A 16,139-nucleotide genomic window follows, 5' to 3' on the forward strand; every position below is an offset into this window, starting at 1 on the left:
TGCAACGCCAATTCGTCGGCAGCAAGCGCTCAGCAGCGATGCACAAAGATGCACGCGAAAAAGCTGCACGTGACATTGCCGCACGTGACAAAGCCGCACGTGACAAATCCGCTCATGACGAAGCAACACGTGGAGCAGCTCTCATGCCGCGTCGTCGTCATGCCCGTCGTCAGTGCCGGCGGCGGCTTCCCTCACCTCCACCAGCGCCATCGAGAGCAGATAGACCGTCGTCGGCAAACCCAGCCCGCGCGCCCTCTCGGCCGCACGCGACAGATCGCTCGCCAGCTCCTTGAGCTCGTCTCCCCGTGACAATCTCTCACCCCATCCGCCGGTCGCGGCCGCCTACACCGCAACGGCGCCGCTGGTTCTGATCAGTTCGGCGCTGGACTGGATTGTAGCAAAATTCCCGATGACATTCACTACCGCATGCTTATAGGCGGCGGCATCGCCCGTACCCGGCTGCCGGCAAGCCGCGGCGTCAGCGACGACCTGGTAGCGATGGCTGCGGTGAAACCCATCAACGGCGGTGGCCAGGATGGTCTCGTCCAGGGAAAAACCGATCAGAATGCAGCGCACAGTGCGGATATTGGACATGTAGTCCACAAACCGCGACGAGCTGTAGGCCGACGGCAGCGGATGGTCGAACGTCATTTCTCCCGGCCGCGGCTTGGTCTCCGCGATCCAATCGGTCAGCCTCGATGCCGGATTGAACCACGCCGCCTGTGCGATGCGCTTCAGATGCATCACCGGCCAGAGATTGCCCCGCCACAAGGTCAGGAGTTCCAGGCAGCGCGCAGTGACGGCGTCGCCGTCGAGGACGACGTGGCGGCGCCCAGGGGTCAGATATTCGACCTGGAGATCCGCGCAGACCAGGATCGGCGGATCTTCGTGAATGGAAGCCAGCATTGTCTTGCGCAGAGCTGCACCAGTTTCAACGGTCGGCGAGCGCGAGATCCCGCAGCGGTGAGGTCACCGCCCGCCCCGCCGAAGCGTCGAGCACGCCCGGCCGGTCCCAATCGCCTTCGGGGCGGATGATCACGTAGGGATCGCTGTCCAGCGTGATCGCGTCCGGTCCCGGCTCGATCTCCAGCAGCATTTCCGTGTAGGAAAAATCCGAGAACGTGACCTTGCGATTGTGGCCGAGCGGCTTGGCGCCGAAATGGGCCCAGAAATCGACCAGCCTGTCCTGCGCCTGGCCGTAGATCTTGCGAAAACCCTTGCGCTTCACATAGTCGACGCTGGCCTGCACCAGCTTGAACGAGACGCGCGAGCGCCGGTATTGGTGGCGGACCGCGAGCCGCTCCACCTTGGCGAAATCGCCGAAGAAGCGCACCCGCAGGCAGCCTGCGGGCTCGTTGCCGACGAAGCCGATGAAATGGGCCGCGACCATGTCGTTGCCGTCGAACTCCTCCTCGAACGGACAATCCTGCTCGGCGAGATAGACCGCCGAGCGAATGGCAGTGACCAGCATGAGATCGCTTGGATCGCGCGCAAGGCGGATGGTGATGGCGCGGGAACAGGGCTTGGCGACGGGAATCCTAGTACCGTGCATCTGCAAAACTCCTTGCTTGGATGATCGCGCCTGGCATCCGCATCGGCTGCCGATGCCAGGGCCGCTCGTAGCACCAGAGGTCGGGCTGGAAGCTCGGGACCGGCGCAAAGCCGGTCGCCTTCATGATGTCGCGTCCGGCCACCGTTGACGGCTGCGCATAGCAATCGGCGCTGCGAAACCTTAGCTGTCGCAGATGTGCTGCAGCCTTGCCGAGACCGGCGATACCGCGTCCCGTCGCCGCGATCGCCCAGATGTAGATGGCAGCGACCTCTTCGTTCGCGGAAGCGAGATAGCGCGTCTCGGGCGCGGCGAGGCAGATCTCGTCGAGCAGCAGCGCATCGTGCCCGCGGTCATTGAGAAACAGGAAAGCCATGCCGCCGACGAGATCGCCTTTTCGGCGGAACGTCAGGATGCTCTGGGGATCGAACGTGAAGTAATGCGCAAGTTCGGCTGTCCCGATCCGCACGCCCGGCACCAGCCGGTGCGCCATCTGCGAAAGCGGTGCAATTTCGGACAATTGCGCGCAGCGGACATCCACATCCGAGCTCAGCGGCAAGGCATCGAAATCATGCCTTGCGGCAAACGAGCCCCTTTCCATAGCCATATCGCGCCTCTATCGTCCGGGCTTTCGTGCCCCGCTATGCCGACGAGCTTAGCGGCTGGGGATCAGGAGTATGCAGCAGTTATTGCACCGGGGTGCTGCTATGATGCAGCACCGTGAAGAAGCCCTGGGCGCGTCCTGGGACGATTTGAAACTGTTTTTAGCGTGCGCAAAATATAAAAGTTTTCGCAACGCCGCTGAGGAGCTCGGGCTCACCTCCACGACGCTGATGCGCCGGATCGACCGGCTCGAAGAGAGCATCGGCTGCAAGCTGTTCCTGCGCGACCAGAGCGGGCTCACGCTCAGCGATGAAGGCACCGCGATGATCGCCGACGTTGCGCATATGGAGCGTCATGCCTTCAACGTCTTCCGGCGCGCCTCGCGGTCGTCGAACGACACCTCAGGCACAGTGCGCGTCGCGGTGACGGAAGGCCCGGGCAATTTCTGGATCCTGCCGCGACTGATCGACTTCCAGAAGACCTACCGCAAGATCACCGTCGATCTGCGCTGCGCGATGGAGCAGGCCGACGTCGCACGGCTTGAATCGGACATCGCGATCCAGCTCGAGCCGCCGACCAATCCGGATCTGATCGTCGCCAAGCTCGGGCGTCTGCACATCTATCCCTTCGTCTCCAAGGAGTACGAAAATCTCTACGGCGTGCCGGCGACGCTGGCCGACCTGAGGAACCACCGCATCATCAAGCAGAGCGCGCCGCAGGTCGACGACGGCGCCTACGCGCGCGTGCTCGGACTGAAGTCGCTCGAGGGCATCGTCGGGATCAAGACCAACTCCTCGGTCGGCGTGCTCTATGCCGTCGAGCGCGGCGCCGGCATCGGCTTCCTGCCGACGGTCTCGATCGCGCTCGGCGCGCCGCTGATCGCCGTCGATCTCGGCGTCAGCCACCACGCCGATCTCTGGCTCACCTATCACCGGGAATTCCGCACCTCCGAGCGCCACAAGATCGTGGTCGACTGGCTGAAGAAGATCTTCGATGCCAAGACCTATCCCTGCTTCCGCGACGAGTTCATCCATCCGAACGCGCTGGTGCCGATGATGACGGCGGCGCGCGAGGGTTTTGGATTGACGGGATATGTCGCGGCGACGCCGACCTAGGAGGCTGCGCCTACCAGCGATATTCGAACCCGACCGTGCCCTGGTGCGAGGTCAGCTCGTTGCGAAACTTGCCGTCGTAATTGACGTAGAGCCGCGCGACGCTGGTCAGGCTGAGCGAAGCCGAGGCACCGGCATCCACGCCGTAACGGCTCTCGCCGATGCCGGGAACGACGATGTTCTGGGCGCCGAGGCTGACCTGGACCGATCCCAGATCCTGGTGGAAATTGTCGACGAACTTGCCGTAGCCGGACAGGTCCAGGATCTTCTGGTCGATGATGAAGTAGCGGCCGATCTCGGCCCCGATCATGATGCGTGCGCGTGAGAGCGCCGTCGAATCAACGTTGAGCGGGTCGAGGCCGCCGGCCTCCTGGAACGCCGCGCTGGTGGCGCGCACATATTCCAGTGCGCCCTTGGGCACGATGCGCATCTGGTCCTTGGTCCAGTAATAGCTGATCTCGGTCAGCGCGCCATCGACCGCGGCGCGATAGCCCGCGGTCGCAAGGCCAAGGCCGGTGTCGCGGCTGGAACGGACCTTGCCGAAACCGTGCACCACGGCAAAGGCCCAGGTCCATGGCCCCTTGTCGACCGAGCCGTTGAAGCCGATTTGCGTCAGGTCGAGCGTGGCCGACTGCAGCGCCAGCGGCACGTCGATGTCGGTGTGGCTCTGGTCGACCGAGAAGCCGAGATTGACGCCCGGGGCCACGCGCGCGCCGAAGCCTGCGACGCCGCCAACCGTCTTGCGCCTGTCGCCGACGAAGTCGCCTTGCGCATCGGTCCGGACTGAGATGCCGTAGCCCTCGAACCAGGTGCGGTAGCGCGGGTCTTCGGTGCTGGCGGACGCGCCGCCGCCACCGGGATTGGACCGGAACGCCCGGTCGAAACCGTTCGATGCCCGGTTGCCGAGCCGCTCCAGGAAATTCGAGCCGAGATCGAGCGCGGCGTTGCCGGCCGACGGGGACGGGATCGGGGTGGGCGACGGCGTGGGCGTCGGGGTCGGCGTAGGCGTCGGGCTTTGCGCGAAGACTGGCGACGTGGCCGACATCACGACGATCGCAAACGCCGTCGCGATCGCTGCCGCGACCCTGCGGACGCGGTCCAGCCCGATCGTCTGCCGTGTCCCGGAGGGCTGCGATGTGCAGCACATGACGACAAATCCCGAAGCAAATGGCGGCGCGCAAAAATGCAACACGCGCGGCGCACGCATGTCGCGATTTGTGCCGAACTGCCACGGAGGGTCAACCGCTTAGCCCGCGGTGACCGAGGCTATTGCCCTCGATTGTGGTTCCGCGGCCACAGGTCGGAAATTGCAGAACGGCACAATCCGCCCGTCTTGAAATTTACGCGCAGCTTGCTAACGGGCGATTTTCATGTTGCAATGTTGGACACAATCGGAATTGGCCGCTCTGCTGTGCGTTTCGCGACATTGAGATTCAAGACTCGAACAGACTCCCGGAAGCCCGTTTGTGGCGTGGCACGCGAAAAGCGGCCGCGTCTTTTTTATATCTAGTGGAGGAGACTAGCGATGCCGCAAAAGGGCACCGTCAAATGGTTCAACCCGACCAAGGGCTATGGGTTCATCAAGCCGAACGGCAGCGACAAGGACGTGTTCGTCCACATCTCCGCCGTCGAGCGTGCCGGACTCTCGACCCTCAACGAGAACCAGGTGGTTGAATACGACCTCGTGGAGAACCGCGGCAAAGCATCCGCGGAGAACCTCAAGGTCTCCTGATATCTCTCAAAGCTACGCGAGAGAGATCATGACGTTGCCCCCGGCTCTGCCGGGGGATTTTGTTTGGGACGCCCGTCGCAGGAATGCGGCTCAGCTCACCACCGGCGCAACCAGAAAATTCTCCGACGCGGAGCTTCCGTCGGTCTTGCACACGTCGCCCTCGATCCGGACCTTGCCGGTGGCGAGCAGCCGCAGCGCTTCGGGATAGATGCGATGCTCGACCTCGAGGATGCGCTCCGACAGCGTATCCCCCGTGTCGTGATCGCTCACGGGAACCGCGCCCTGCATCACGATCGGGCCGGCATCGGTCTCGGGGATGACGAAGTGCACCGTCGCGCCGGACAGCTTGACACCGGCGCGCAAGGCTTGGCCGTGCGGGTCGAGACCGGGGAAGGACGGCAGCAGCGAGGGATGGATGTTGAGCATCCGCCCGTACCATGCCCTGGTGAACTCGGCCGTGAACAGGCGCATGAAGCCGCCCAGACAAATCAGCTCGATGCCGTGCTGGTCGAGCGCCGCCTGCAGCACCTTCTCGAAACCGGCGCGGTCCTTGCCGAACGGCTTGCTCTCGATCACCAGCGTGTTCACGCCGCTTGCCTTGGCCCGTTCAAGGCCGAGCGCATCGGCCTTGTTCGAGATGACGAGCGAAATCTCCGCCGGGAAATCCGCCGCGCTTGCGGCCCTGATCAGCGCGGACATGTTGGAGCCGCGGCCGGAGATCAGGATGGCGACGCGGCGCTTCATCACAGCGCGAGTCATTACAGTGCCATGTCGAGATGGCCGTTATAGACGACGCGGTGCTCGCCCTCGGCCGGGATCACGGTGCCGAGTTGCGCCACGGTCTCACCGGCGTCGGTGAAGACCTGCATGACCTCGTCGACCTTGTCGGGCTCGACGATCGCGATCATGCCGATGCCGCAGTTGAAGGTGCGCAGCATCTCCAGCTCGGCGATGCCGGCCTGCGCGGCCAGCCATTTGAACACCGGCAGCACCGGCAGGCGGGCCAGATCGATACCGACGCCGAGGCTGTTCGGCAGCACGCGCGGAATGTTGTCGGTGAAGCCGCCGCCGGTGATGTGGGCAAGGCCCTTCACCGCGCCGGTCTCGCGGATCGCGCGCAGGCAGGATTTGACGTAGAGTTTCGTCGGCGTCAGCAGCGCGCCGCCAAGGGTCATGACCGGGGCGAACGGCGCTGGCGCCTCGAAGCCGAGGCCCGATTGTTCCACGATCTTGCGCACCAGCGAGAAGCCGTTCGAATGCACCCCCGACGAGGCGAGGCCAATCACGGCGTCGCCAGCCGCGATGTCCTTGCGCGGCAGCAGCGTGCCCCGCTCCGCAGCACCGACGGCAAAGCCGCCGAGGTCGTAATCGCCGTCCTTGTACAGGCCGGGCATCTCGGCGGTCTCGCCGCCGATCAGGGCGCAGCCGGATTCGCGGCAGCCCTCCGCGACGCCTGCGACGATCGAGGCCGTCGCCTCCGGATCGAGCTTGCCGCACGCGAAATAGTCCAGGAAGAACAGCGGCTCGGCGCCCTGCACCACGAGGTCGTTGACGCTCATGGCGACAAGATCGATGCCGATCCCGCCATGCAGCCCGGTCTCGATCGCGATCTTGACCTTGGTGCCGACGCCGTCGGTCGCGGCCACGAGGACCGGATCCTTGAAACCGGCCGCCTTGAGGTCGAACAGGCCGCCGAAACCGCCGATCTCGGCGTCGGCGCCCGGCCGCGCGGTGGCGCGCACCATCGGCTTGATCAGGTCGACCAGGCGGTTGCCCGCATCGATATCGACGCCTGAATCGGCGTAAGTGAGGCCGTTTTTGCGGTCGGTCATGCCCGATTTCCAGTGGGTTCGCGGCTGGTTACGTCGAATTCCGGGGACGCGCAATGGCTCGCATGGCGCACCGCCGTATACTATGTAGAGATATCAACCGGTTCAGCCTCCCGAGAGGCCGGATTCGAGGTCAGACCGGGTGCCGGGAAGCGCTTTCGTGAGTATTCCGAATATCATTACCCTGGGCCGCATCATGCTGGTCCCGATCATCGTCTGGGCCATCGTGTCGAGCCAAATGGAGGTCGCGTTCGCCGTCTTCCTGATCGCCGGTATCAGCGACGCCGTGGACGGCTTCCTGGCCAAGCGCTTCAACATGACGAGCGAGCTCGGCGCCCTGCTCGACCCGCTCGCGGACAAGGCGCTGCTGGTCTCGATCTACATGGCGCTGGGCATCTGGGGCGCAATTCCGCGCTGGATCGTGATCCTGGTGGTCTCGCGCGACATCATGATCGTCGCCGCCGTGATCGTGTCCTGGCTGTTCGACCGGCCCGTTGAGATGAAGCCGTCGAAAGTGTCCAAGCTCAACACCGTGGCACAGGTGGCGTTCGCGGCGCTCGTGCTGGCAGCGCTTGCCTTCGGCTTCAAGCCGGCCCCTTATGATATCATCCTGATGGGCCTCGTCACGGTCTTCACACTCTCCTCCGTGTCGCTCTATCTGGTCGAGTGGCTGCGGCACATGAGCACGATCGAGGCCAAGTAGCACGATCGAGGCCAAATGAGAGGCGATGCGGCCCCGTAAAAGGCCAACTCCCGCTCGATACGTCCGACCTCTTCGAATGACGCCGGCGCGCCGGCATGGAGCAAAGCAAGCGTGCCAGGCCGCGTTCACCCCCGACAATTGGCGTTTTCGCTTCCGCATGCGGAGAGCCTCAGCCGGGACAATTTCCTCGAAGGCCCCGCCAATGCGGCCGGTCTCGGCCTGATCGACAGCTGGCCGGAATGGCCGAACCGGATCATGTGGCTGGCCGGTCCCGAAGGAAGCGGCAAGAGCCATCTCGCCGCGATCTGGGCCGAGGCATCAGGGGCCCGCTCCACCACGGCCAATGCGCTGACCGCTGCGGGGGTCCCGGGCACGCTCGCCACCGGCGCGCTGGTGGTCGAGGATCTCAAGGCCAGGGAAGTTGACGAACGCGCCCTCTTCCACCTGATGAACCTCGCCCGCGAGGATGGCGCCTACGTCCTGTTCACCGGACGCGAGGTGCCGGCCTCGCTGGAGATCGAGCTTCGCGACCTGCGCTCGCGTCTGCGCGCCGTTCCAGTGGTCGCGTTGCTGCCGCCCGACGACCAGCTGTTCCGCGGCCTGATCGTCAAATTCTGCGCCGACCGCCAGCTCACCGTGGACGAGAGCGTGGTCGGCTACCTCGCCACCCGCCTGGAGCGGTCCTCGGCCGCCGCCCGCCAGGCCGTGGAACTGCTCGACAGCGAAGCCCTCAGGCTCGGCCGCCCGGTCACCCGGGCGCTGGCCGCCGAGCTGCTCCGCGACGCCTGATCGGCCTCCGTGGCCGCCTCCAGACCCACGCCAAGCCCGCTTGACGCGGCGAACCGGCGGAACATCAATGTCATCGAAACGTCATCGCTCTAACACATGCTCCGGCCGGTTTTGCGCATAAGTCGCAAATTGGGGCGAACTGGATGGACCGACTTCTGATGGACTCTGCGCAAGCTGTTGAAACTAAAGAAAAAGCCCCAGAGACCGAGAGCCTGCCGGCGATCGCATCGAGTCCCGAGCGATTCATCAACCGCGAGCTCTCCTGGCTGCATTTCAACCGCCGCGTCCTGGAGGAATCGGTCAATCCCAGCCACCCCATGCTGGAGCGGGTGCGATTCCTGTCGATTTCGGCGAATAACCTCGACGAGTTCTTCATGGTCCGCGTCGCCGGCATCAAGGCCCAGGTGCGTGAGGGCATTGCCGAACGCAGCCCCGACGGCCTGACGCCATCCGAGCAACTCGCGCTGATCAACCGCACCGTCTCCGAGCTCGCCTCCGACCAGCAGGCGATCTGGCGCGACCTGCGCGGCACGCTGGCCGATGTCGGCATCGTGCTCGTCGAGGGCAAGGAGGTCACCAAGGCGGAACGGACCTGGATCGAGGACTACTTCCTCAGCAACGTATTCCCGCTGCTGACCCCGCTGGCGATCGACCCGGCCCACCCCTTCCCGTTCATCCCGAGCCTCGGCTTCACCATCGCGCTCCAGCTCACCCGCGCCGCCGACGGCAAGCAGATGAACGCGCTGATCCGCATGCCCGGCAAGATCGACCGCTTCATCCGCCTGCCGACCGAGGGCAAGGCCGTCCGGCTGATCTCGCTGGAGCAGGCGACCGCCCTGTTCATCAACCGCCTGTTCCCAGGCTACAATCTGCACGGCCAGGGCGCCTTCCGCATCATCCGCGACTCCGAGCTCGAAATCGAGGAAGAGGCGGAAGACCTCGTCCGCCTGTTCGAGACCGCGCTGAAGCGCCGCCGCCGCGGATCGGTGATCCGGCTCGAGATCGACGCCAAGATGCCGGAGGAGCTGCGCAACTTCGTTCAGCACGCGCTGTCGGCCGCCGATGACGAGGTGTTCCTGGTCGACGGCGTGCAGGCGATGAACGAGCTCTCGCAGCTCACCCGCCTCGACCGGCCCGATCTCGAATTCACCCCTTACGTGCCGCGCCACCCCGAGCGCGTGCGCGAGCATGGCGGCGACATCTTTGCCGCGATCCGGCAGAAGGACCTCGTGGTCCATCATCCCTACGAATCCTTCGACGTGGTGGTGCAGTTCCTGCAGCAGGCCACGCGCGACCCCGATGTCGTCGCGATCAAGCAGACGCTCTACCGCACCTCCAACAACTCGCCGATCGTCCGCGCGCTGGCGGAAGCCGCCGAGGCCGGCAAATCCGTCACCGCGTTGATCGAGCTGAAGGCGCGCTTCGACGAGGAAGCCAATATCCGCTGGGCACGCGACCTCGAACGCGCCGGCGTGCAGGTCGTCTACGGCTTCCTCGAACTGAAGACGCACGCAAAGCTCTCGATGGTGGTGCGCCGCGAGGGCGGCAGCCTCACGACTTACGTCCATACCGGCACCGGCAATTATCATCCGGTCACCGCGCGCATCTACACCGACCTCTCCTACTTCACCTCGGATCCGACCATCGGCCGCGACGCCGCGCGTGTGTTCAATTTCATCACCGGCTATGCCGCGCCGAGCGATCTGGAGAAGATGGCGGTGTCGCCGCTGACCCTGCGCAAGCGCATCATCGAGCACATCCAGGGCGAGACCGCGCATGCGCGCCACGGCCGCCACGGTGCGGTCTGGATGAAGATGAATGCACTGGTCGACCCCGACATCATCGACGCGCTCTATGAGGCTTCCCAGGCCGGCGTGCAGGTCGAGCTCGTGGTGCGCGGTATCTGCTGCCTGCGCCCCGGCATTCCCGGCCTGTCCGAGAACATCCGCGTCAAGTCGATCATCGGACGCTTCCTGGAACACGGCCGAATCTACTGCTTCGGCATGGGCCAGGGCCTGCCGAGCGCCAAAGCGGCTGTGTATATCTCCTCCGCCGACATGATGCCGCGCAACCTCGACCGCCGCGTCGAGGTGCTGTGTCCGCTGCAAAATCCGACGGTGCATCAGCAGGTTCTCGAACAGATCATGGTCGCGAATCTCAAGGACAATGAGCAGAGCTGGCAATTGTTGCCGGACGGGTCCTCAACGCGTATGAAGACCGCGAAAGGCGAGGAGCCTTTCAACGTCCACAACTACTTCATGACAAATCCGAGTCTGTCTGGCCGTGGAAAGTCGCTCAAGGAATCCTCGCCGCGTCGTCTCACGCGCCGGAACGAACGCCATCAATCCTGATCAGGGATGTTCGACGTGAAGCGGCCGCGCAAGCGCGGCTCGAGCGTCGCGGTCATCGATATCGGTTCCAACTCGGTCCGTCTCGTCGTCTACGAGGGGCTGACGCGGAGCCTCATTCCGATCTTCAACGAGAAGACGCTGTGCGGCCTCGGCCGCGAGGTGCAGAGCACCGGTCTGCTCGCGCCCGACGCCGTCGACAAGGCGCTGACCTCGCTGAGGCGCTTTCGCGCATTGTGCCGTGTGATGCAGGTCGGGCGCGTGTTCGCGATCGCGACCGCGGCCTGCCGCGACGCCTCCAACGGCCCCGACTTCATCGCGAAGGCCGAGCGCATCTGCGCCGTGAAGATCGAGATCCTCTCGGGCCCGCGCGAGGCGCGGCTGTCGGCGCTCGGCGTGATCTCCGGCATCCACCATCCCGACGGCATCGTCGGCGACCTCGGCGGCGGCTCGCTCGAATTGATCGACGTGCGCAGGAAAAGCGTGCGCAGCGGCGTGACGCTGCCGCTGGGGGGCCTCGCGCTGCAGGACCTCGCGCATAAATCGCTCAAGCGCGCCGATCGCATCGTGCGCGAGGAGCTCGACGAGGTGCCGCAGCTCACCGCCGGCAGCGGCCGCACCTTCTACGCCGTCGGCGGCACCTGGCGCGCGCTGGCGCGCATTCACATCATCCAGAGCGGCTATCCGCTCCAGGTGATGCACGGTTACTCGCTGTCGGCGGCTGAAGCGCTCGACTTCTCGCGTCGTCTCCGTCGCCTGGCGGCCGCGGACATGCTCGCCGACATCGAGAGCGTCGCCGATGCCCGCCGCCCCCTTCTCACCTATGCGGCGCTGGTGCTCGAGCACATCATCCGGGTGGCGAAGCCGAAGACGATCGTGTTCTCGACCTTCGGCGTGCGCGAGGGCCTGCTGCACGAGAAGCTGTCGGAGCCGGAACGCAACAAGGACGGCCTGATCTGCGCCGCGGAAGAGCTGAACCAGCTGCTGTCGCGCTCGGCCAAGCACGCCCACGAGCTGATCGCCTGGACCGACCGCCTCGCGCGCGTGGTGAAGCTGCGCGAGACCGAGGAGGACCGCCGCTTGCGCCACACCGCGTGCCTGCTGTCCGATATCGGCTGGCGCGTGCATCCAGATCACCGCGGCGAGCAGACGCTGAGCCTGGTCGTCAACGGCAATTTCGGCGCGATCACCCACACCGAGCGTGCCTTCGTCGGCCTGTCGGTGTTCTATCGCTATGCGGGCCTGAGCGAGGAAAACCAGCCGCCGGTCACCATGCAGGAGCTGCTGACGCCGGCGCAGCTCGAACGCGCGCGCCTCTTGGGCGCGGCGTTCCGCGTCGCGCATCTGATCTCGGCGGCGCGCCCGGGCGTGCTGCCGGCCACGCATTTCCGCAGCCAGGGCCGCAAGCTGATGCTGGTGTTCGAGCACCGCCTCGGCGACCTCGTCGCCGACCGCGTCGGCAGCCGCTTCCGCGCACTCGCCCGCCTGGTCAGCCGCGCCGGCTCGATCGTGCGGCGCTAAAGCATGATCCGGAAAAGTGCGCAGCGGTTTTCCGAAAAGATCATGCTCAAACAACAACCTGAAGAGCGATGACGTTTCATCCTAATCGCATCGCGCTTTAGGGTCTTCAACCAGCAGCGGCCGTTTGATCGCGGCTGCCCTCTGGCGCGATGACGGCTTTCAGTCCGCCGAGCTCGGAATCGGTGAGGACAAGCAGCCATCCATAGGCACTGAGCACGTCCTGAACGATTGCGAGGCCGAGGCCGGCGCCCTCGCCGCGCTCATCCAGTCTCGCACCGCGTTCGAGCACGCGCGAACGTTCGGCGGCCGCGATGCCCGGCCCGTCGTCCTCGACCGTGATCGCCGGGCCCGCAATGGCATCCGCGCCAATGCGCACCTGGCTCTTGGCGTGACGGGCGGCGTTTTCCAGGAGATTGCCCAGCACTTCGGCCAGATCGGTGCGATCGAGCGGCACGCTCGGTTCGCCCGTTATGCAGGCCTTGAATTCAAGCTTCTGCGCGGCAGGCGTGCGCGCCAGCGTCAGTATCAGGGACTCGACAAGCGGTCTGAGGCGCGTGGAGATACCGCCACGCTGTCGTGCCGTGCCTCGCGCCCGGGCGCGTGCCAGTTCGCGGTCGACATGACGGCTCATCGCGTCGGCGACAGCTTCGATGGCCTTGGCAACGTCCTGCTCACCTCGCTGACGCAAAAGCGCGACGTCGGCCGCGAGCGCGGCGAGCGGCGTCTTCAGCCCATGCGCCAAGTCGGCGGCGCGGCTGCGCGAACGTTCGATCTCGCCTTCCTGGGCGTCGATCAGATTGTTCACCTCTTCCACCAGCGGCTTCACCTCGGCAGGGACGTCGACGGGGAGATGCTTGCGTTGGCCTGAGCGGACGTCGGCGACGCCGCGGCGAAGTGCATCGAGCGGACGTAGGCCCAGTCCGACCTGGATCGAGGTGGCCGCCGCCAGCACCAGCCCCAGCAGGCCGAGCGCCAGTGCCAGATCCCTGGCGAATTGCGAGGCGGCGACCGACACGCGGGCAAGATCGGCCGCCACCGCGACGCGCACCGGGACGCGGCGGTCGCCCACGGTCAGCAGCACGCGGCGTTCACTGACCAGGAGCCGCGCGTTCGCCGGCCCGGGGATGACGTGACGGTGCAATTCGCGAGGCGACGGCTCGTCCTGCGGCAGGTCCAACGCCGTGTCCCACAGCGAACGTGAACGCAGCACCTGACCGCCGTCGTCCGATACCTGCCAGTACAGGCCCGAAAGCGGGTCGGCAAAACGCGGATCGGCCGGCGGCCGGCCCACCACCAGCTTGCCCTGGGCATCGACGTCGATACCCGCGACGAGCTGCTTCAAATAGATGTCGAGGTCGCTGCCGATCGTGCGCGTGACGTGGCGTTCGAACAGCAGCGTCAGCCCGGCGCCGGCAATGGTCAGCGCAACCAGGATGGCCACAACGCCGCCGGCCACCAGTCGCAGCCGCAACGAGCCCCAGCTCACGGCGTCGTCTCCGGTATCAGATAGCCGAAGCCGCGCCTGGTCTCGATCAGATCGGCGCCGAGCTTCTTGCGCACCCGGCCGACCAGCACCTCGAGCGCGTTCGACTCGTGGTCCTCGCCGTGGCCATAGACGTTTTCGTCGAGCTCGTGCTGCGACACCACACGGCCGCGGTGGTGCAAGAGAAAGGCGATCAGGCGATATTCCAACGGCGACAACGCGACGGGTACGCCGCGCAGCGTCACCTTCATCTGACGCTCGTCGAGTTCGACGTCGCCGGCGACGATCCGTGAGGAGGCATGGCCTGCCGAGCGGCGCACGATCGAGCGCAGCCGCGCCAGCAGTTCCTCCATGCGGAAGGGCTTAGGCAGGTAATCGTCGGCGCCCGCGTCGATACCATCGACGCGCTCGGCCCAGCTGCCGCGCGCCGTCAGGATCAGCACCGGCATGGAGCGTCCGTTCGCGCGCCAGCGCTTGAGCACCGCCAGGCCGTCCATGTCGGGCAAGCCGAGATCGAGGATGACGGCGCCGTAGTCCTCGGTATCACCGCGGAACCAGGCTTCCTCGCCGTTGCGGACGGTCTCGACCACATAGCCGGCCGCTTGTAACGCCCTCTCCACATCGGCCGCGATCCGTCGGTCGTCCTCCACGAGCAGCAGGCGCATCACTTCTCCTTGACGCGTTCGATCTCGCCGCTGCGCGCATCGACGTACACCTCGTAGAGGCGGCCCTTGTCGTCGACGACGCGAAACTCGTAGATCCAGCGGCCACGCTCGCGCTCTATCTCCACGCCGGCAACCTCACCCGGCAGCTTGCCGCGAATGGATGCGAGAATGTCGGCGAGCGGCTTGATCTCACCCGCCTCGACTGCACGGCGAACCGCGTCGGGCGCGCCTTTATCGTGGCCGCCTGCTGCGGCAGGCACCGGCGCGAGCAGGACCCCTGCCAGCAATGGCACCGCGAGGAATCCCAGGAGGCTGGCGGGCTGCATTCGCAAAGAATGCCCTAATCGACCTGACAGAACGCTGACGTGGATCAACAGGTGGCCGTCAGCGCTCTTCTGCCAGTGTCCGTCCATCGCCTCGCCGCATGACGCGGCCGGGCGCCACAAGCCGGAGAGAACCATGCGCAACATCACCATCTTCATCGCGACCGCCGCCTTGCTCGCAGCCACCGCGACCGCTCATGCCGGCAGCCTCGGGCGTCCCTGCACTGCGGCGCCGCAGACAAGCTGGCTGCCGCTCGAACAACTGCAGGCCAAGGTCGAAGCCCAGGGCTACAAAGTCCAGAAGGCCAAGCTCAAGAACGCCTGCGGCGAACTCTACACCATCGACAAGTCCGGCAGCCGGGTCGAATTGTTCGTCGATCCGACCAGCGGCCAGATCGTCGGTCAGCTGTAAGAGGCCGCGCCATGAGCTCGATTCACGATGCGATCGTGGCCGGCGGCGAGAAGCCGCCGGCCACCGTCAAGGTCTGGGACCCCTTTGTGCGCGTGTTCCATTGGTCGCTGGCCGGGCTGTTTCTGCTCGCGTATGCGACCGGTGACGAGATCGAGAATGTCCATATCGCCGCCGGCTACACGATTGCGGGGTTGCTCGGCTTACGGATCGTGTGGGGCTTCGTGGGGCCGCGCCATGCGCGCTTCAGCGACTTCGTGCGCTCGCCGCGCGCGGTGCTCGCCTACATGCGCGACGTGGCGCTGCTGAGGGCGCCACGCTATCTCGGCCACAATCCTGCCGGCGGCACGATGGTCGTGGCGCTGATCGTCATGCTGATCGGCACCTGCACCTCCGGTTACATGATGACGATTGGCAGCTTCTGGGGAGCAAAATGGGTGGAAGAGGTCCATGAGGCGTTCGCCAACCTCACGATCGGCCTCGTCGTCGTCCATGTGCTTGGCGTCCTCGTGGCGAGCTTCGAGCACCGCGAGAGCCTGGTGAAGGCGATGATCACCGGGAGGAAGCGTCCGTCATGAGCGAGCCCGGGGATGCCCCGGCACGAAGGCTTCTCAAACGCTCATCTGCCGACAAATCGGCTTCCGTTCCACCACAGCGTGCGGCTCGTGCCCCTCCCGTCCACGACTTCAACGACGGCCTGATCGTGGGAAGAAGACAGCCGAACGTCATGAGCGTGCACGGAAAGCACACGTCTGTAACGCCCGCTTTTCGAGACATACACCTCGTGCAGGCACCCTGCGGACCCGCAATAAACTGCCCTGTTGCGGCAACGAAAGTCGTCAAAATGGAGAGCCAGGAATTGAGCGCCCGGCACGGTCAGATAAAGAGCAAAGCGTTGGGCAGCGGCGATTGGCGCGCCGCACGCGGCATCCCATTTCCGCACGTCCGCTCGGATTTCAGGCGGCAGCATTCGATGTGCGCAGAACTCCAGGGGTCCTGCGCCGTTCCGCTATGGGAGAGTGCCGGCTGCACAAGCCCAACCAGCGCGATAAAGCCGGTTGCCAGGATCGACG

Annotated in this window: 18 protein-coding genes; 8 read left to right on the top strand and 10 right to left on the bottom strand. The window is 65.4% G+C overall.

The features are described from left to right. Window positions 1–141: 141 nt before the first annotated feature. Genes CIT37_RS22875 through CIT37_RS22890 form a run of 4 tightly spaced genes read right to left on the bottom strand, consistent with a single transcriptional unit; the run spans window position 142 to window position 2,156 of the window. Window positions 142–312: a hypothetical protein gene (locus CIT37_RS22875; RefSeq protein WP_162832232.1), complete on the bottom strand. Its 171-nt coding sequence runs from the start codon at window positions 310–312 to the stop codon at window positions 142–144. Window positions 313–342: 30 nt separating this feature from the next. Further along, window positions 343–906, bottom strand: a complete 564-nt coding sequence (locus CIT37_RS22880) for an isochorismatase family protein (protein WP_028144980.1) — start codon at window positions 904–906, stop codon at window positions 343–345. Between the two features lie 25 nt (window positions 907–931). Then, window positions 932–1,552, bottom strand: coding sequence for a GNAT family N-acetyltransferase (locus CIT37_RS22885; RefSeq protein ID WP_028144981.1), 621 nt, complete (start codon window positions 1,550–1,552; stop codon window positions 932–934). Beyond that, window positions 1,539–2,156 carry a hypothetical protein gene (locus CIT37_RS22890; RefSeq protein WP_028144982.1) on the bottom strand — a complete coding sequence of 206 codons (618 nt, stop codon included), beginning with the start codon at window positions 2,154–2,156 and terminating at the stop codon, window positions 1,539–1,541. The genes CIT37_RS22885 and CIT37_RS22890 overlap by 14 nt, the downstream gene beginning before the upstream one ends. A 70-nt stretch (window positions 2,157–2,226) precedes the next feature. Here CIT37_RS22890 and CIT37_RS22895 point away from each other — a divergent pair, with 70 nt between their 5' ends. Then, the gene (locus CIT37_RS22895) at window positions 2,227–3,267 is read left to right on the top strand and encodes a LysR family transcriptional regulator (protein ID WP_038946545.1); all 1,041 of its coding nucleotides are present in this window, start codon (window positions 2,227–2,229) and stop codon (window positions 3,265–3,267) included. A gap of 10 nt (window positions 3,268–3,277) precedes the next feature. Here CIT37_RS22895 and CIT37_RS22900 read toward each other — a convergent pair whose 3' ends face one another. Next, window positions 3,278–4,411, bottom strand: coding sequence for an autotransporter outer membrane beta-barrel domain-containing protein (locus tag CIT37_RS22900; RefSeq protein ID WP_161966461.1), 1,134 nt, complete (start codon window positions 4,409–4,411; stop codon window positions 3,278–3,280). 378 nt (window positions 4,412–4,789) lie between these two features. On the opposite strand from CIT37_RS22900, the gene CIT37_RS22905 reads away from it, so the two are divergent. Then, complete coding sequence (locus CIT37_RS22905) at window positions 4,790–4,996, top strand: cold-shock protein (protein WP_007591938.1); 207 nt, start codon at window positions 4,790–4,792, stop codon at window positions 4,994–4,996. A gap of 90 nt (window positions 4,997–5,086) precedes the next feature. Here CIT37_RS22905 and purN read toward each other — a convergent pair whose 3' ends face one another. Next, window positions 5,087–5,740 carry a phosphoribosylglycinamide formyltransferase gene (gene purN / locus CIT37_RS22910; RefSeq protein ID WP_028144985.1) on the bottom strand — a complete coding sequence of 218 codons (654 nt, stop codon included), beginning with the start codon at window positions 5,738–5,740 and terminating at the stop codon, window positions 5,087–5,089. A 14-nt stretch (window positions 5,741–5,754) separates the two neighbouring features. Next, complete coding sequence (purM, locus tag CIT37_RS22915) at window positions 5,755–6,828, bottom strand: phosphoribosylformylglycinamidine cyclo-ligase (protein WP_095424291.1); 1,074 nt, start codon at window positions 6,826–6,828, stop codon at window positions 5,755–5,757. A 157-nt stretch (window positions 6,829–6,985) separates the two neighbouring features. On the opposite strand from purM, the gene CIT37_RS22920 reads away from it, so the two are divergent. The 4 genes from CIT37_RS22920 to ppx all read left to right on the top strand — a co-directional run bounded on the left by CIT37_RS22920 (window position 6,986) and on the right by ppx (window position 12,186). Then, window positions 6,986–7,528: a CDP-alcohol phosphatidyltransferase family protein gene (locus CIT37_RS22920; RefSeq protein WP_025035876.1), complete on the top strand. Its 543-nt coding sequence runs from the start codon at window positions 6,986–6,988 to the stop codon at window positions 7,526–7,528. A 111-nt stretch (window positions 7,529–7,639) separates the two neighbouring features. Next, window positions 7,640–8,317: a P-loop NTPase family protein gene (locus CIT37_RS22925; RefSeq protein WP_038946540.1), complete on the top strand. Its 678-nt coding sequence runs from the start codon at window positions 7,640–7,642 to the stop codon at window positions 8,315–8,317. A 158-nt stretch (window positions 8,318–8,475) separates the two neighbouring features. After that, the gene (locus CIT37_RS22930) at window positions 8,476–10,668 is read left to right on the top strand and encodes an RNA degradosome polyphosphate kinase (RefSeq protein ID WP_028144988.1); all 2,193 of its coding nucleotides are present in this window, start codon (window positions 8,476–8,478) and stop codon (window positions 10,666–10,668) included. Window positions 10,669–10,683: 15 nt separating this feature from the next. After that, complete coding sequence (gene ppx / locus CIT37_RS22935; protein WP_095424328.1) at window positions 10,684–12,186, top strand: exopolyphosphatase; 1,503 nt, start codon at window positions 10,684–10,686, stop codon at window positions 12,184–12,186. Between the two features lie 106 nt (window positions 12,187–12,292). Here the strand turns inward: ppx and CIT37_RS22940 are convergent, their stop codons facing one another. Genes CIT37_RS22940 through CIT37_RS22950 form a run of 3 tightly spaced genes read right to left on the bottom strand, consistent with a single transcriptional unit; the run spans window position 12,293 to window position 14,660 of the window. Next, on the bottom strand, window positions 12,293–13,672 hold the full coding sequence (locus CIT37_RS22940) for a sensor histidine kinase (RefSeq protein ID WP_095424292.1): 1,380 nt from the start codon (window positions 13,670–13,672) through the stop codon (window positions 12,293–12,295). Next, window positions 13,669–14,334: a response regulator transcription factor gene (locus CIT37_RS22945; protein WP_028144991.1), complete on the bottom strand. Its 666-nt coding sequence runs from the start codon at window positions 14,332–14,334 to the stop codon at window positions 13,669–13,671. Before CIT37_RS22945 ends, CIT37_RS22940 begins: the two co-directional genes overlap by 4 nt. Beyond that, on the bottom strand, window positions 14,334–14,660 hold the full coding sequence (locus CIT37_RS22950; protein WP_038946536.1) for a PepSY domain-containing protein: 327 nt from the start codon (window positions 14,658–14,660) through the stop codon (window positions 14,334–14,336). Before CIT37_RS22950 ends, CIT37_RS22945 begins: the two co-directional genes overlap by 1 nt. Before the next feature lie 133 nt (window positions 14,661–14,793). On the opposite strand from CIT37_RS22950, the gene CIT37_RS22955 reads away from it, so the two are divergent. Both CIT37_RS22955 and CIT37_RS22960 read left to right on the top strand, forming a co-directional pair. Beyond that, window positions 14,794–15,069: a PepSY domain-containing protein gene (locus tag CIT37_RS22955; RefSeq protein ID WP_028144993.1), complete on the top strand. Its 276-nt coding sequence runs from the start codon at window positions 14,794–14,796 to the stop codon at window positions 15,067–15,069. Between the two features lie 11 nt (window positions 15,070–15,080). After that, window positions 15,081–15,644 (top strand): cytochrome b/b6 domain-containing protein, encoded by a 564-nt coding sequence (locus CIT37_RS22960; protein ID WP_095424293.1) that lies wholly within the window; start codon window positions 15,081–15,083, stop codon window positions 15,642–15,644. Window positions 15,645–16,139 lie beyond the last annotated feature (495 nt).

Origin of the sequence: Bradyrhizobium ottawaense, from assembly GCF_002278135.3 — a bacterium.
GTDB lineage: Bacteria > Pseudomonadota > Alphaproteobacteria > Rhizobiales > Xanthobacteraceae > Bradyrhizobium > Bradyrhizobium ottawaense.

Bases quoted from the DNA above. Each gene is read 5' to 3' on its own strand.
- CIT37_RS22885 (WP_028144981.1), bottom strand. From the start codon at position 1,552: ATGCACGGTACTAGGATTCCCGTCGCCAAGCCCTGTTCCCGCGCCATC.
- CIT37_RS22890 (WP_028144982.1), bottom strand. From the start codon at position 2,156: ATGGCTATGGAAAGGGGCTCGTTTGCCGCAAGGCATGATTTCGATGCC.
- CIT37_RS22960 (WP_095424293.1), top strand. From the start codon at position 15,081: ATGAGCTCGATTCACGATGCGATCGTGGCCGGCGGCGAGAAGCCGCCG.
- purN (WP_028144985.1), bottom strand. From the start codon at position 5,740: ATGAAGCGCCGCGTCGCCATCCTGATCTCCGGCCGCGGCTCCAACATG.
- CIT37_RS22945 (WP_028144991.1), bottom strand. From the start codon at position 14,334: ATGCGCCTGCTGCTCGTGGAGGACGACCGACGGATCGCGGCCGATGTG.
- CIT37_RS22950 (WP_038946536.1), bottom strand. From the start codon at position 14,660: ATGCAGCCCGCCAGCCTCCTGGGATTCCTCGCGGTGCCATTGCTGGCA.
- CIT37_RS22895 (WP_038946545.1), top strand. From the start codon at position 2,227: ATGCAGCAGTTATTGCACCGGGGTGCTGCTATGATGCAGCACCGTGAA.
- CIT37_RS22880 (WP_028144980.1), bottom strand. From the start codon at position 906: ATGCTGGCTTCCATTCACGAAGATCCGCCGATCCTGGTCTGCGCGGAT.
- CIT37_RS22955 (WP_028144993.1), top strand. From the start codon at position 14,794: ATGCGCAACATCACCATCTTCATCGCGACCGCCGCCTTGCTCGCAGCC.
- CIT37_RS22905 (WP_007591938.1), top strand. From the start codon at position 4,790: ATGCCGCAAAAGGGCACCGTCAAATGGTTCAACCCGACCAAGGGCTAT.
- CIT37_RS22930 (WP_028144988.1), top strand. From the start codon at position 8,476: ATGGACTCTGCGCAAGCTGTTGAAACTAAAGAAAAAGCCCCAGAGACC.
- CIT37_RS22900 (WP_161966461.1), bottom strand. From the start codon at position 4,411: ATGTGCTGCACATCGCAGCCCTCCGGGACACGGCAGACGATCGGGCTG.
- purM (WP_095424291.1), bottom strand. From the start codon at position 6,828: ATGACCGACCGCAAAAACGGCCTCACTTACGCCGATTCAGGCGTCGAT.